The organism is Salmonella sp. HY31 (genome assembly GCF_042604575.1).
In the GTDB taxonomy this organism is placed as follows: Bacteria; Pseudomonadota; Gammaproteobacteria; order Enterobacterales; family Enterobacteriaceae; genus Salmonella; species Salmonella diarizonae.
Window position 1 is genome coordinate 1,017,869 of record NZ_CP170479.1, and the last position, 13,168, is coordinate 1,031,036.

General features: G+C 53.8%; 13 protein-coding genes and 3 pseudogenes. 8 read left to right on the forward strand and 8 right to left on the reverse strand.

Features of this window, described 5'->3' with window-relative positions:
• Positions 1-11: 11 nt before the first annotated feature.
• From ACE15A_RS04740 to mutT, 4 genes and pseudogenes are all read left to right on the forward strand, one after another.
• A pseudogene (locus tag ACE15A_RS04740) lies at positions 12-177 on the forward strand (3,4-dihydroxy-2-butanone-4-phosphate synthase); the annotation flags it as partial.
• Between the two features lie 245 nt (positions 178-422).
• A complete protein-coding gene (gene secM, locus ACE15A_RS04745; RefSeq protein ID WP_023245717.1) occupies positions 423-920 on the forward strand; it encodes a secA translation cis-regulator SecM in 498 nt (165 codons plus the stop codon).
• Positions 921-981: 61 nt separating this feature from the next.
• Complete coding sequence (gene secA / locus ACE15A_RS04750) at positions 982-3,687, forward strand: preprotein translocase subunit SecA (protein WP_023245718.1); 2,706 nt, start codon at positions 982-984, stop codon at positions 3,685-3,687.
• Between the two features lie 151 nt (positions 3,688-3,838).
• A complete protein-coding gene (gene mutT / locus ACE15A_RS04755; RefSeq protein ID WP_023245719.1) occupies positions 3,839-4,234 on the forward strand; it encodes an 8-oxo-dGTP diphosphatase MutT in 396 nt (131 codons plus the stop codon).
• A 33-nt stretch (positions 4,235-4,267) separates the two neighbouring features.
• On the opposite strand, the pseudogene ACE15A_RS04760 reads toward mutT, so the two are convergent.
• Positions 4,268-4,396: pseudogene (locus ACE15A_RS04760) on the reverse strand (aldo/keto reductase); the annotation flags it as partial.
• Positions 4,397-4,438: 42 nt separating this feature from the next.
• On the opposite strand from ACE15A_RS04760, the pseudogene ACE15A_RS04765 reads away from it, so the two are divergent.
• Positions 4,439-4,552: pseudogene (locus ACE15A_RS04765) on the forward strand (LysR family transcriptional regulator); the annotation flags it as partial.
• Here ACE15A_RS04765 and yacG read toward each other — a convergent pair.
• The 3 genes from yacG to coaE are packed head-to-tail and all read right to left on the reverse strand — an operon-like array spanning position 4,549 to position 6,113.
• Positions 4,549-4,740: a DNA gyrase inhibitor YacG gene (yacG, locus tag ACE15A_RS04770; protein ID WP_023245722.1), complete on the reverse strand. Its 192-nt coding sequence runs from the start codon at positions 4,738-4,740 to the stop codon at positions 4,549-4,551. The pseudogene ACE15A_RS04765 and the gene yacG overlap by 4 nt on opposite strands.
• 9 nt (positions 4,741-4,749) lie before the next feature.
• Positions 4,750-5,493: a cell division protein ZapD gene (zapD, locus tag ACE15A_RS04775; protein ID WP_023245723.1), complete on the reverse strand. Its 744-nt coding sequence runs from the start codon at positions 5,491-5,493 to the stop codon at positions 4,750-4,752.
• Complete coding sequence (coaE, locus tag ACE15A_RS04780) at positions 5,493-6,113, reverse strand: dephospho-CoA kinase (RefSeq protein ID WP_064055698.1); 621 nt, start codon at positions 6,111-6,113, stop codon at positions 5,493-5,495. Before coaE ends, zapD begins: the two co-directional genes overlap by 1 nt.
• A gap of 225 nt (positions 6,114-6,338) precedes the next feature.
• On the opposite strand from coaE, the gene ACE15A_RS04785 reads away from it, so the two are divergent.
• On the forward strand, positions 6,339-7,382 hold the full coding sequence (locus ACE15A_RS04785) for a GMP reductase (protein ID WP_023245725.1): 1,044 nt from the start codon (positions 6,339-6,341) through the stop codon (positions 7,380-7,382).
• Positions 7,383-7,413: 31 nt separating this feature from the next.
• Here the strand turns inward: ACE15A_RS04785 and hofC are convergent, their stop codons facing one another.
• The 4 genes from hofC to nadC all read right to left on the reverse strand — a co-directional run bounded on the left by hofC (position 7,414) and on the right by nadC (position 11,553).
• On the reverse strand, positions 7,414-8,616 hold the full coding sequence (gene hofC, locus ACE15A_RS04790; protein WP_129382370.1) for a protein transport protein HofC: 1,203 nt from the start codon (positions 8,614-8,616) through the stop codon (positions 7,414-7,416).
• Positions 8,606-9,991 carry a type II secretion system protein GspE gene (gene gspE / locus ACE15A_RS04795; protein WP_064055699.1) on the reverse strand — a complete coding sequence of 462 codons (1,386 nt, stop codon included), beginning with the start codon at positions 9,989-9,991 and terminating at the stop codon, positions 8,606-8,608. Before gspE ends, hofC begins: the two co-directional genes overlap by 11 nt.
• A gap of 9 nt (positions 9,992-10,000) precedes the next feature.
• The gene (gene ppdD / locus ACE15A_RS04800; protein ID WP_053508807.1) at positions 10,001-10,438 is read right to left on the reverse strand and encodes a prepilin peptidase-dependent pilin; all 438 of its coding nucleotides are present in this window, start codon (positions 10,436-10,438) and stop codon (positions 10,001-10,003) included.
• Between the two features lie 221 nt (positions 10,439-10,659).
• Positions 10,660-11,553 (reverse strand): carboxylating nicotinate-nucleotide diphosphorylase, encoded by an 894-nt coding sequence (nadC, locus tag ACE15A_RS04805; RefSeq protein WP_023245729.1) that lies wholly within the window; start codon positions 11,551-11,553, stop codon positions 10,660-10,662.
• An 87-nt stretch (positions 11,554-11,640) separates the two neighbouring features.
• Here nadC and ampD point away from each other — a divergent pair, with 87 nt between their 5' ends.
• Both ampD and ampE read left to right on the forward strand, forming a co-directional pair.
• The gene (gene ampD, locus ACE15A_RS04810) at positions 11,641-12,204 is read left to right on the forward strand and encodes a 1,6-anhydro-N-acetylmuramyl-L-alanine amidase AmpD (protein ID WP_023245730.1); all 564 of its coding nucleotides are present in this window, start codon (positions 11,641-11,643) and stop codon (positions 12,202-12,204) included.
• Positions 12,201-13,055 carry a beta-lactamase regulator AmpE gene (gene ampE, locus ACE15A_RS04815; RefSeq protein WP_023245731.1) on the forward strand — a complete coding sequence of 285 codons (855 nt, stop codon included), beginning with the start codon at positions 12,201-12,203 and terminating at the stop codon, positions 13,053-13,055. Before ampD ends, ampE begins: the two co-directional genes overlap by 4 nt.
• Positions 13,056-13,168 lie beyond the last annotated feature (113 nt).

The window sequence follows — 13,168 nt, forward strand, 5'->3', positions numbered from 1 at the left end:
GTATTCATAAAGGCCGCAGTGTAATGACGCTGGATGATGAAAATCGTACCAACGAGGCAATATAATTTTCGCCGCTGAAATCATGACGGTTGAACAGATGACGCTAACCATCCGCCACGGTAGCGTCTATACCTGACCGAAGAACGTTGTAAACTGTTTGATCTGCCGATGATAGTGGGGAAACAACGCCAACGCTGTTTTTTGGTCAAGGTAGCCTGGTGCCGGAAGACAATGTTTCTCTCTATATCCGCGCCTGTTTAGCAGGATTAAATCGAAATACGGCGCGTTCGCTGTTTTCTTAGCCATTTTTTATCTTTGTTTCTCGTCATTACTGCTGTAGCGCGTACGCTTTAATGATAAGATGTGTGCGCAAATTGTTTTGATTTCGTAAGCCCACGAGGGGCATATCAGGTGGCAATGACGTGAGTGGAATACTGACGCGCTGGCGACAGTTAGGCAGACGATACTTCTGGCCGCATCTCTTATTAGGGATGGTCGCGGCGAGTTTTGGTTTGCCCGCGCTCAGTAACGCCGCCGAAACCAATACGCCTGCAAGGGCGACCGCCAGCACCGCGTCTAAAGTTAACTTTAGCCATCTTGCGCTGTTAGAAGCCTCTAACCGTCGTCCTAATTTCACCGTAGACTACTGGCATCAGCACGCTATTCGCACGGTGATTCGCCACCTTTCTTTTGCAATGGCGCCGCAAACGCTGCCCGTTGCCGACGCGCCGTCGCCATTACAGGCGCATCATATCGCCTTACTGAATACGCTCAGCGCGATGCTCACGCAGGAGCGGACGCCGCCTGCTATTGTTCGTCACGTCTCCCTGGCATATTTCGCGCCGCGAACCGCGTTTAGCATCCCGGCCTGGATAAGTCAGGCACAGGGTATCCGCGCAGGGCCTCAACGTCTCAGCTAACGAAAAAAGACCTTTTAACTTTATTTGTAGCTCCGCGGCGCGGGGCGTTTGAGACTTTATTATGCTAATCAAACTATTAACGAAAGTATTCGGTAGCCGTAACGATCGTACACTGCGTCGTATGCGTAAGGCCGTCAGCCTTATTAATACGATGGAACCGGAGATGGAAAAACTCTCCGATGACGAACTGAAAGCGAAAACCAATGAATTTCGCGCACGTATTGAAAAAGGCGAAAGCGTAGAGAGCCTGATTCCGGAAGCGTTCGCGGTGGTGCGTGAAGCCAGTAAACGCGTCTTTGGGATGCGTCACTTCGACGTTCAGCTATTGGGTGGTATGGTGCTCAACGATCGCTGCATCGCGGAAATGCGTACCGGTGAAGGTAAAACGTTGACCGCAACGCTGCCAGCCTACCTGAACGCGCTGTCCGGCAAAGGCGTTCACGTGGTGACTGTGAATGACTATCTGGCTCAGCGTGACGCCGAAAACAACCGTCCGCTGTTCGAATTCCTCGGTATGTCCGTTGGCATCAACCTGCCAGGTATGCCTGCGCCAGCCAAGCGTGAAGCTTACGCTGCCGACATCACTTACGGCACTAACAACGAATACGGTTTTGACTACCTGCGCGACAACATGGCGTTCAGCCCGGAAGAGCGCGTGCAGCGTAAACTGCATTATGCGCTGGTGGATGAGGTTGACTCCATCCTGATCGATGAAGCGCGTACCCCGCTGATTATTTCCGGCCCGGCGGAAGACAGCTCGGAAATGTACAAAAAAGTGAACAAAATCATTCCGCACCTGATTCGTCAGGAGAAAGAAGATTCTGACACTTTCCAGGGCGAAGGCCACTTCTCCGTTGATGAGAAAGCGCGCCAGGTTAACCTGACCGAACGCGGTCTGGTGTTGATTGAAGAGCTACTGGTGCAAGAAGGCATCATGGATGAAGGCGAGTCGCTCTACTCCCCTGCCAACATTATGCTGATGCATCACGTTACCGCCGCGCTGCGCGCGCACGCGCTGTTTACCCGCGACGTGGATTACATTGTGAAAGACGGTGAAGTCATCATTGTTGATGAGCATACCGGTCGTACCATGCAGGGGCGTCGCTGGTCTGACGGCCTGCACCAGGCGGTAGAAGCGAAAGAAGGCGTTGAAATTCAGAATGAAAACCAGACGCTGGCGTCTATCACCTTCCAGAACTACTTCCGTCTGTATGAAAAGCTGGCCGGTATGACCGGTACGGCGGATACTGAAGCCTTCGAATTTAGCTCTATCTATAAGCTGGACACCGTCGTTGTTCCGACTAACCGTCCGATGATCCGTAAAGATTTGCCGGATCTGGTCTACATGACCGAAGCGGAAAAAATCCAGGCCATTATCGAAGATATTAAAGAGCGTACCGCGAACGGTCAGCCAGTGCTGGTCGGGACGATTTCTATCGAGAAGTCTGAAGTGGTCTCCAGAGAGCTGACCAAAGCGGGCATCAAACATAACGTACTGAACGCTAAATTCCACGCCAACGAAGCAGGCATCGTTGCGCAGGCCGGTTATCCTGCGGCGGTCACTATCGCTACTAACATGGCGGGTCGTGGTACCGATATTATGCTGGGTGGTAGCTGGCAGGCGGAAGTCGCCGCGCTGGAAGCGCCGACGGAAGAACAGATTGCGCAGATTAAGGCTGACTGGCAGGTACGCCACGACGCAGTTCTGGCTGCAGGCGGTCTGCATATCATTGGTACCGAGCGCCATGAGTCTCGCCGTATCGACAACCAGCTACGTGGCCGTTCCGGTCGCCAGGGCGATCCAGGTTCTTCCCGTTTCTACCTGTCGATGGAAGATGCGCTGATGCGTATTTTCGCCTCCGATCGTGTCTCCGGTATGATGCGTAAACTGGGGATGAAGCCGGGCGAAGCGATTGAGCACCCGTGGGTGACTAAAGCTATTGCTAACGCGCAGCGTAAAGTAGAAAGCCGTAACTTCGATATTCGTAAGCAACTGCTGGAATATGATGATGTGGCGAACGATCAGCGCCGTGCAATTTATACCCAGCGTAACGAACTGCTGGATGTGTCTGACGTAAGCGACACCATTAACAGCATTCGCGAAGATGTCTTTAAGGCGACCATTGACGCCTACATTCCGCCGCAGTCGCTGGAAGAGATGTGGGACATCCCGGGTTTGCAGGAACGCCTGAAAAACGACTTCGACCTGGAGATGCCGATTGCCGAATGGCTGGATAAAGAGCCGGAACTGCACGAGGAGACGCTGCGTGAGCGCATCCTGGCGCAGTCTATTGAGGTGTATCAGCGTAAAGAAGAGGTGGTTGGCGCTGAAATGATGCGTCATTTCGAGAAAGGCGTGATGCTGCAAACTCTCGATTCCCTGTGGAAAGAGCATCTGGCGGCAATGGATTACCTGCGTCAGGGTATTCACCTGCGCGGCTATGCGCAAAAAGATCCAAAGCAGGAGTACAAGCGCGAATCCTTCGCTATGTTCGCTGCGATGCTGGAATCGCTGAAATATGAAGTGATCAGTACCCTGAGCAAAGTCCAGGTACGTATGCCGGAAGAGGTCGAAGCGATGGAAATGCAGCGTCGCGAAGAGGCGGAGCGCCTGGCGCAGATGCAGCAGCTAAGCCATCAGGATGACGATGCCGCCGTGGCTGCCGATCTGGCCGCCCAAACAGGCGAACGTAAGATTGGACGTAACGATCCTTGCCCTTGCGGTTCCGGTAAGAAATACAAACAGTGTCACGGTCGCCTGAGCTAATGCGATAAAGTTATCGGCCTGATAAGACATAATGTGTTGCCATCAGGCCGATGCTGGCATTATTGCCGAATGGCACTACGCTTATTCGGCCTGGCATTGAACACAGATAAAAAGGCGCAGGCGACTGCGCCTTTTTTATGGATGCAACAAGATGAAAAAACTGCAAATTGCGGTTGGGATTATCCGCAACCCGAACGACGAAATTTTTATTACCCGACGCGCCGCGGATGCGCATATGGCGAACAAGCTTGAATTTCCCGGCGGAAAAATTGAAGCCGGAGAAACACCAGAGCAGGCGTTGATCCGTGAGCTACAGGAAGAGGTAGGGATTACGCCAACACAGGTGACCTTATTCGATACTCTGGAATATCAATTCCCGGACCGACACATCACGCTGTGGTTTTGGCTGGTTGAACGCTGGGAGGGCGAACCGTGGGGGAAAGAAGGGCAGCCGGGACAGTGGATCGCGCAAAGCGCGTTGAATACGGACGATTTTCCGCCAGCCAATGAACCGATTATTCGCAAATTACGCCAATTTGCGCATTAGTTGGGGATCTCAACACGATCCCCCTCGATGTTATTATCGATTTAATGTGGACATAATTTCCGGCCAGTAGCGGGGGCCGGCCGCGGCGTCGTGAGGAAAAACCGCCTCAATTGCCGCCAGCTCCTGCGGACTTAGGGTCAGTGATAACGCGCCAGGGTTTTCTGGTGCAATGGCGGCTACACTTCTGTTACAGCCTAATCTCACCGGTTTTATTTGTATTATCCCGGCCGCACGCATATGGCGCCAAAACTACGCGTATTTATTGATTATTTTTGTCATAAGGCGATATTGCCGTATCCAGAGAACCATCGCCGTTAGCGCTCTTCGCTCCAGTCGTCGCTATCAGACTGGTCGCCGCTGCTGGCGATTCGCTTCTCTTCGGCGGCCCATTCGCCCAAATCAATTAACTGACAGCGTTTAGAACAAAATGGGCGGAAGGGGCTAATTTCCCCCCAGACGACCGGTTTACCGCAGGTCGGACAGCTTACGACGGTCACGTCAGACATTTTTATTCCTTAGCAACAGGCCAGTTCAAAATCAAGACGCTCCGGCACCAGACCATTCTCACTATCCAGCGGCATAAAGCGAATGGCAAAACGGCTCTTATGACCGGAAATTTGCGGATAAAGTTGAGAATCGAGCGTCAGTATAAGACGCAGCAAATCGGCGTCGTCCCCGTTATCCTGATAAAAACCGTTCAGGCTGGTTTGCTTACGGAAAGGCGCTGAATTGCGGATCAGATCAAGCACCAGAGTCAGCGCCTGCGTGAGGGGCTTCAGGCTGGCAAGCCAGGTGTCAATCTGGGCGTCGCGCTGCGGCTGTTGTAGGTGTAACCAGATATGCAGAGTGGGTAAATCGAAACTGCAACAGCCGCCCGGAATACTTAGGCGTTGACGCACAAGGGCAATCAAGCGATCTTCGCGTAGCTGCTGGCCAATCCTCGGGGCAGAGATCAGCACGCTGCCCGCGGATTTTAACTGCTGGCGCAGGGCTTCAATACGGTCTTGATCGACGCCGGGAACCTCAACCCAGGCCTGTAATTTACGCTGCTGGCGCTCCAGTTCTTTCAGCAGTTCGGTACGGACTTCGCCCCGTTCGAAAACATCCAGTAGGTCGCTGATATTACGGAAAAAATGCAGTGCGCCAGCATGGTCTGCAATTGGCAGGTTGATGGAGAGCTGTTGGATCAAAAACTCTATGCGCAGCCACGTACGCATCTTCTCATTGAGAGGGTGTTCAAATAGGACCTGGGTGTGCATTACGGTTTTTCCTGTGAGACAAACTGCGACGCGAGCTTAAGATAACTGGCGTGCAGGCGGGCCACATCTGATGCGATAGCATCCGGTGCGCCGTTATTATCAATAACATCGTCCGCTACGGCAAGGCGCGCTTCACGCGTCGCCTGCGCAGCGAGAATGTGTTCAACATGCTCGCGTGTAGCATCATCACGCTGCATTGTGCGCATGAGCTGCGTTTCGGGCGTAACGTCAACCACCAGAACGCGGTTGGCCTTTTGATACAGCCTATTTTCAACCAGCAGAGGCACAACCCATAACACATAGGGCGACGTTGCCTGTTGAAACTGTCGTTGGGTTTCCTGCTGAATTAAGGGGTGAAGCAGAGCGTTAAGCCAGGCTTTTTCTTCCGGATGCGAAAAAATACGCTCACGCAGCGCCCGGCGACGTAACGTGCCGTCGGAGGTGATAAGTTCAGAACCAAAATGTTCCGCTATTGCGTTCAGGGCAGGCTGCCCTGGCTCAACCATCTGGCGCGCGATAATATCCGCGTCGATGACGGTTATTCCGAGGTCAGCGAAGGCATCAGCGACGGTACTTTTACCGCTGCCAATACCGCCGGTTAAGGCTACGGTATACCTCATATCTCCAGCTTCCGGAATTTTAATTTGATAATCAAAAGGTTAAATTTTAAGCATGCAAAGACGATACGGTCTGAGCATTAACCTACTATTCGCCAGGTAAATTTATGGGATTGTAACGTAAAAAAAGAGAATTTCGCAGTCTTGTACGGCCATGATTAGTGCGTATGATAGCGTCACTGGAGTTGTGAGTTTCGATTTTTCGCCATTAACCCCAGGAATCCGTACATGCGTATCGAAGAAGATCTGAAGTTAGGTTTCAAAGACGTTCTTATCCGTCCTAAGCGTTCTACCCTCAAAAGCCGTTCCGATGTCGAACTGGAACGTCAATTCACCTTTAAACACTCAGGTCAGACCTGGTCTGGCGTACCGATTATCGCGGCAAATATGGATACCGTCGGGACGTTTGAAATGGCGCAAGCGTTGGCCGGGTTCGATATTCTGACCGCTGTACATAAACATTATACCGTTGAAGAATGGGCGGCTTTTATCAACACTGCTTCGGCTGATGTTTTGAAGCATGTGATGGTTTCCACCGGGACCTCTGATGCTGATTTCGAAAAAACCGCGCAGATTCTGGCGCTGAGTCCTGTGCTGAACTTTGTCTGCATTGATGTGGCCAATGGCTATTCAGAACATTTTGCGCAGTTCGTCGCGAAAGCGCGTGAAGCATGGCCGACAAAAACAATCTGCGCAGGTAATGTGGTAACGGGCGAGATGTGCGAAGAGCTTATCCTCTCCGGCGCCGATATCGTGAAAGTGGGCATTGGTCCCGGTTCCGTATGCACGACGCGTGTAAAAACCGGCGTCGGCTATCCGCAATTATCAGCGGTTATCGAATGCGCTGACGCGGCGCATGGCCTGGGCGGTATGATCGTCAGCGATGGCGGCTGCACCATGCCAGGCGACGTAGCAAAGGCCTTTGGCGGGGGCGCGGATTTCGTTATGTTGGGCGGCATGCTGGCGGGCCACGAAGAGAGCGGCGGCAGCGTGGTGGAAGAAAACGGCGAGAAATTTATGCTGTTCTACGGCATGAGTTCGGAATCCGCGATGAACCGTCATGTCGGCGGCGTCGCGAAATACCGTGCTGCAGAAGGTAAAACGGTTAAATTGCCGCTACGCGGGCCGGTGGGCAATACCGCCCGCGATATCCTGGGCGGTCTGCGCTCAGCCTGCACTTATGTCGGCGCGTCTCGCCTGAAAGAGTTGACCAAACGCACCACCTTTATTCGGGTGCAGGAACAAGAAAACCGCATTTTTAATAATCTCTAATATTTTGGCTGGCGTAAAATGCGCGCCAGCCTTATCCCATCCCGCTCATCGCGTCTCCCAGATGAAAAATCGGCAAATACATCGCCACCACTAGCGTACCGATAATTAAACCAGTAATGATCAATAATGCCGGTTCCAACAGCGACGCCAGATTATCGGCCAGCGCCAACGTAGTTTCACTGTGGTGACGGACAAGGTTATGCAGCATGATATCGAGTGAACCGGACGCTTCGCCAGTTCTGACTAGTTGCAGGCATAGCGGACTAAATTCCTGGGTATTTTTTAGCGCCAACCAGACCGGGTTGCCCGCGGCGATCTCCTGATGTGCCTGCGTTAAACGCGGTGACCAGTAGGGACAGCCGAGACTGTCGATAGTGCTTTCCAACCCCTGAAGAAAAGGAATGCCTGCGCTTTGGGTTAATGCCAGTACGGTGAATATTTGCGCTAGCTTCTGGCCTCTTATCAGGCGACCCATGATGGGGAGTCGTAGCAGAAGACACTGGCGCTGCGCCTGCCAGGATGGTTTTTGTTTTACCCTGCGGTGAGCGATAGCAACGAGAATCGTCAGGAGCAAGATGAGCCAACCCCATGTCGCCCCCCATTGCGCTATCGCGATAATACCGCGTGTCAGAAGAGGGAGCGGCGTATCGAAGCTACGGTAAATGGCGGCAAATTCCGGCAGGACAAAGTGCAGCATGGCGAAAACGATCAGGGCGGCCATTGTCAGAATAATGGCGGGATAGCGCAGTGCCTTTTTCACGCTAACCGTAATCTGCCGTTGCGCTTTCTGCTGACGGGCCAGTTCAAAGCAGCATTCGGCCAGTTTACCGGTCAGTTCTCCGGTGCGAATCATCGTCTGGTAGAGCGGCGGAAATACCTGCGGCCAGGAGACTAATGCGCTGGAAAAAGGGACGCCCTGTTCAAGCTCCTGAGCCAGCGTGCGCAACAGTGCTTGCCATTGTCGGTGGGGATGCTGTTTTGCAAGAAGTTCCAGCCCTTCAGAAAGCGTAAGCCCGGCATGAAGGAGCGTTGCCAACTGGTGAATAATTTCAGCGCTTTTCTCTTCTTTCCACAATGCGGCGTTAACGCCCATGCGCTTGATGCGAAGCGGCATAATGCGCTGATGTTGTAGGGTGATGATCAGCGCCAGACGATTGTCTGCCCATACAACGTCTTGTTCCAGTTGACCTTTATCGTTAACGCCTTGCCAGCGCCAGAGCTGTTTAACGGTCATGGGGCATTCCCAGAACGCGCAGTATCTCTTCAAAGGACGTCATGCCTTGCTCAACGGCGCGACAGCCATTTTCAAAAAGCGTTCCTATACCGGTCTGTTGGAGGTGGGCTTCCAGTGCTTGCGCCGATGCGCCGCTCGCAATTAACTGACGTAATGCCGGGGTAACGGTTAATACTTCGAATAACGCAGTTCGGCCATAAAAGCCGTGGTAGCAATGCTGACAGCCGCTAGCCTGCCAGCGCGGTAGCGCGCTGGGCCAAAGATTGGGCGATAGCACCACGGGATCGCTCAGGCACTGTTTGCAGTGCGGGCAAAGTTTCCTTACCAGACGTTGCGCTACCACCAGCGTAAGCGCTGATGAGATCATCCAGCGTGCTACGCCCATTTGCTGCAAACGTATTAGGGTTTCGCTGGTGGAGTTCGTATGGAGTGTTGAAAGCACCAGATGGCCCGTTTGCGCCGCCTTAATGGCGATTTCCGCGGTGTCGCCGTCCCGAATTTCACCCACCATGATGATGTCGGGGTCCTGGCGTAATAGCGCGCGTAGCACATTTTGAAAGGTGAGCCCGGCGCGGGGATGGATCTGGGTCTGGTTAATCCCGTCCAGTGGAATTTCTATCGGGTCTTCAACGCTACAGAGGTTGATACCCGGCGTATTCCGGGTTTGTAGCGCGCTGTATAGCGTGACCGTTTTTCCGCTGCCGGTGGGGCCAGTCACCAGTACCAGTCCCTGAGGTTGCTGTAGGGCTTGTCTAAAAGCGGTAAGTTGCGCCCCGTACATGCCCAGCGTGTCCAGTTTCAGCGTTTGTTCAACCTGATGCAATAACCGTAAGACGACTTTTTCGCCTTCTTTACAGGGAAGCGTGGCGATACGAAAAGAGATGCTGTCGCCCGTCAGGTCAACGGTAAATTGCCCGTCCTGCGGCAGCCGATGTTCGGCGATATCCAAATTTCCCAGAACTTTCAATCTGGCTGTCAGCGCAAGCCCCGTCTCTTTGGGGATGTCCTGCAGGATATGAAGAACGCCATCGATGCGGAGCCTTATCCGGTAGCGGCTGGCGCCTGGTTCGAGATGGATATCAGAGGCGCGTTTCGTCATTGCCGAGCGTAATGTCTGATTGAGAAGCTGGGCCGCGGTTTCTCCGCCTTTCGCGGCGTTTGCCGAGGGTGCCTGATCCGGCTTATGCAGATGACTTTCCATTTGCTGACGAGTCCAGCACACAATATCAATCTGTGTTTGCGTGGCGAAATGCAGAGCGTCCAGTAACGCATGAGAGGGCGCGTCGACCACCGCAACAGTGATGCTGTTGCTGGCGCTATTTATCAGTACAGCCTGATGACGTTGACACAATGTGTTGAGCTGTGCGTCTTTCATCTTGTCTCCTTAGTTGGCGTCAAAACGGAAGACATCTTCACAAGCCTGTTGTAACGCGCTGTCGCTTTGAATATTGCAGTTACGCGTCCAGCCGGTAATGCCGTTAGCATTGTCCCAGGCGGGCGTCATGATGACGCTAAGCCCGTTCAGGCTCTCCTGGCCGGTAAGCGTGATGACGCCTTTTTCCACGCTCATGCCCGAAACATAACGGGTGACGACGGGCGAGGGGATACCGTTGACGCCCGAATCGCATGTGCTCGTCCCTCCATGTTCCAGAGCGCAGAGTTCGACGGCGGTACGGTAGGGGACAAACGTTTGCAACATATCCGTCAGCGCCGCTTTACGCAGATAGTTCTGGTAAGCCGGAATGCCGATGGCGCTTAAAATGGCGATGATGCCTATAACGACCATCAGTTCAATAAGCGTGAAACCGCGTTGTTTTTCCATTGTTCGCTCCTTGAGTTAGCTGGCGCTACTTTGGCAAACGAGGGAATAACGGGCGAGCGGCAAAAGGTAAAACGGGAATGCGGATTCTGAAGATTTTTGTTGCGTTACATGACACGGCAACGTTATTGCGAGGCGCTACGAATATTTTACCGAATAACGATGCGGATCTACGGACAGGTGATTTATAAACCCGACGGCGCAGCGCCATCGGGTGGAGAGGATCAGCAAAAACGCATGGAGAGATCGAGCGCGCGCACGTGCTTGGTCAGTGCGCCAACGGAGATGAAATCCACCCCGGTTTCAGCAAATTCGCGTAAGGTTTCCACGGTGACGTTGCCGGACACTTCCAGCCGCGCCTGGCCGTTGACGCGTTTCACCGCCTCGCGCATCTGGTCGGTGTCGAAATTATCCAGCATGATGATATCCGCGCCCGCTTTCAGCGCATCGTCCAGTTCATCCAGATTTTCGACCTCGACTTCTACCGGCACGTCCGGATGTAACCAGAACGCTTTTTCCACCGCCTGACGAACAGAACCGGAGGCGATGATATGGTTTTCTTTAATCAGGAAGGCGTCAGTAAGGCCAAGACGATGATTGGCGCCGCCGCCGCATAAGACCGCGTATTTTAGCGCAGTGCGCAGACCCGGCAGCGTTTTACGCGTGTCGAGCAACTGGGTTTGGGTGCCAGCCAACAGTTCAACGTAACGGCGTACTTCGCTGGCGACGCCGGAAAGGGTCTGGACAAAGTTGAGCGCCGTGCGCTCGCCGGTCAGCAATACGCGAGCAGGGCCGTCCAGCTCAAACAATGTTTGGTTGGCGTGAATAGCGTCGCCGTCCTCGACATGCCAGGTGAGGCACACATCATCGCCCGCCAGTTGGATGAAAACCTCTTCAACCCAGCGCTTGCCGCAGAAAACACCGTCTTCACGGGTGATCACCGCGGCATGGGCCCGCGTATCTGCCGGCAAAAGTTGCGCGGTGATATCGTTGTCGGCATCGACTTTTCCACCTAAATCTTCACGCAGCGCCTGAGCAACGGCGGCAGGGATATCCAGATTAATGCGTTCCAGTAGCGCGTCACGTCGGTCGTCTGGGTTATAACGGCGAGGCGGCATGATAAAACTCCAAATTGCTAACGAATCATAAGGTAGAAACATGCTACTCTGAAGCAGCTATAAGCACCACTCAAAAGGAGGCTCCGCATGTTGCTAGACAAGGGTTGGTTGGTAGAGGCGCGACGCGTCCCTTCCTCGCATTATGATTGCCGTCCGGATGACGAAAAACCGTCTTTGCTGGTGGTGCATAATATCAGCCTGCCTCCCGGCGAGTTTGGCGGTCCGTGGATTGATGCGTTATTTACTGGAACAATAGATCCAGATGCCCATCCTTTTTTTGCGGAAATCGCTCATCTTCGCGTTTCGGCCCATTGTCTGATTCGCCGTGACGGTGAAATCGTCCAGTATGTGCCTTTTGATAAGCGTGCGTGGCATGCGGGCGTGTCAAACTATCAAGGGCGGGAACGCTGTAATGATTTTTCCATTGGTATTGAGCTGGAGGGGACGGATACGCTGGCCTATACCGATGCGCAGTATCAGCAGTTAGCCGCCGTGACGCGCACGCTCATCGCTTGCTATCCGGCGATCGCCGACAATATGACCGGACACTGCAACATTGCGCCTGACCGCAAAACGGACCCTGGCCCCGCCTTTGACTGGCCGCGGTTTCGTGCTTTGGTAGCCCCTTCGTCGCACAAGGAGATGACATGACGTTGTTTACGACATTACTGGTGCTGATTGTCGAGCGCCTGTTTAAGCTGGGCGAGCACTGGCAGCTCGATCACCGGCTGGAGGCGCTATTCCGTCGGATTACGCATTTTTCGATGCTGCGCACGATGGGAATGACGGCGATCGCGATGGCGGTGACTTTTATACTGCTTCAGGCGTTGAAAGGGCTGCTATTTAACGTGCCGACGCTGGTGGTGTGGATTCTCCTGGGCGTGCTGTGTATCGGCGCGGGTAAAGTGCGAGTACATTATCACGCCTGGCTGAAAGCGGCGTCCCGTAACGATCCGCATCCTTGCGAGGCGATGGCCAGCGAGCTTACGCTAATTCACGGTGTGCCGCCGGATTGTAATGAGCGTGAGTTTCTGCGTGAGCTGCAAAACGCGTTGTTATGGATAAATTTCCGTTTTTACCTCGCGCCGCTATTTTGGTTTATCGTTGGTGGTCCGTGGGGGCCGGTAACGCTGGTGGGCTATGCGTTTTTACGGGCCTGGCAGACCTGGCAGGCGCGCTATCAGACGCCGCACCAACGTTTGCAATCCGGCATTGACGCTATTCTTCATGTGCTGGACTGGATTCCGGTACGTCTGGCGGGCGTAGTGTATGCATTACTGGGGCATGGCGAGAAAGCGTTACCGGCCTGGTTTGCCTCGCTGGCGGATCTGCATACTTCGCAATATCAGGTACTCACACGTCTGGCACAGTTCTCACTGGCGCGCGAACCGCATACAGACAAAGTGGAAACGCCCAAAGCGGCGGTGTCGATGGCGAAGAAGGCCTCATTTGTCGTGGTAGTGATTATTGCCGTGTTGACCCTTTACGGCGCGCTGGTGTAACGCGGTTTTGCCGGAGTGGCGCACGCGCCTTATCCGGCTTACGGTGCGCATTGTTGGCCGGGTAAGCGCAGCGCCCCCGGCAGACGCGAGTTGTGCCGGATGGCGGGTAAAGG

Bases quoted from the DNA above. Each gene is read 5' to 3' on its own strand.
- secA (WP_023245718.1), top strand. From the start codon at position 982: ATGCTAATCAAACTATTAACGAAAGTATTCGGTAGCCGTAACGATCGT.
- mutT (WP_023245719.1), top strand. From the start codon at position 3,839: ATGAAAAAACTGCAAATTGCGGTTGGGATTATCCGCAACCCGAACGAC.
- yacG (WP_023245722.1), bottom strand. From the start codon at position 4,740: ATGTCTGACGTGACCGTCGTAAGCTGTCCGACCTGCGGTAAACCGGTC.
- zapD (WP_023245723.1), bottom strand. From the start codon at position 5,493: ATGCACACCCAGGTCCTATTTGAACACCCTCTCAATGAGAAGATGCGT.
- coaE (WP_064055698.1), bottom strand. From the start codon at position 6,113: ATGAGGTATACCGTAGCCTTAACCGGCGGTATTGGCAGCGGTAAAAGT.
- ACE15A_RS04785 (WP_023245725.1), top strand. From the start codon at position 6,339: ATGCGTATCGAAGAAGATCTGAAGTTAGGTTTCAAAGACGTTCTTATC.
- hofC (WP_129382370.1), bottom strand. From the start codon at position 8,616: ATGACCGTTAAACAGCTCTGGCGCTGGCAAGGCGTTAACGATAAAGGT.
- gspE (WP_064055699.1), bottom strand. From the start codon at position 9,991: ATGAAAGACGCACAGCTCAACACATTGTGTCAACGTCATCAGGCTGTA.
- ppdD (WP_053508807.1), bottom strand. From the start codon at position 10,438: ATGGAAAAACAACGCGGTTTCACGCTTATTGAACTGATGGTCGTTATA.
- nadC (WP_023245729.1), bottom strand. From the start codon at position 11,553: ATGCCGCCTCGCCGTTATAACCCAGACGACCGACGTGACGCGCTACTG.
- ampD (WP_023245730.1), top strand. From the start codon at position 11,641: ATGTTGCTAGACAAGGGTTGGTTGGTAGAGGCGCGACGCGTCCCTTCC.
- ampE (WP_023245731.1), top strand. From the start codon at position 12,201: ATGACGTTGTTTACGACATTACTGGTGCTGATTGTCGAGCGCCTGTTT.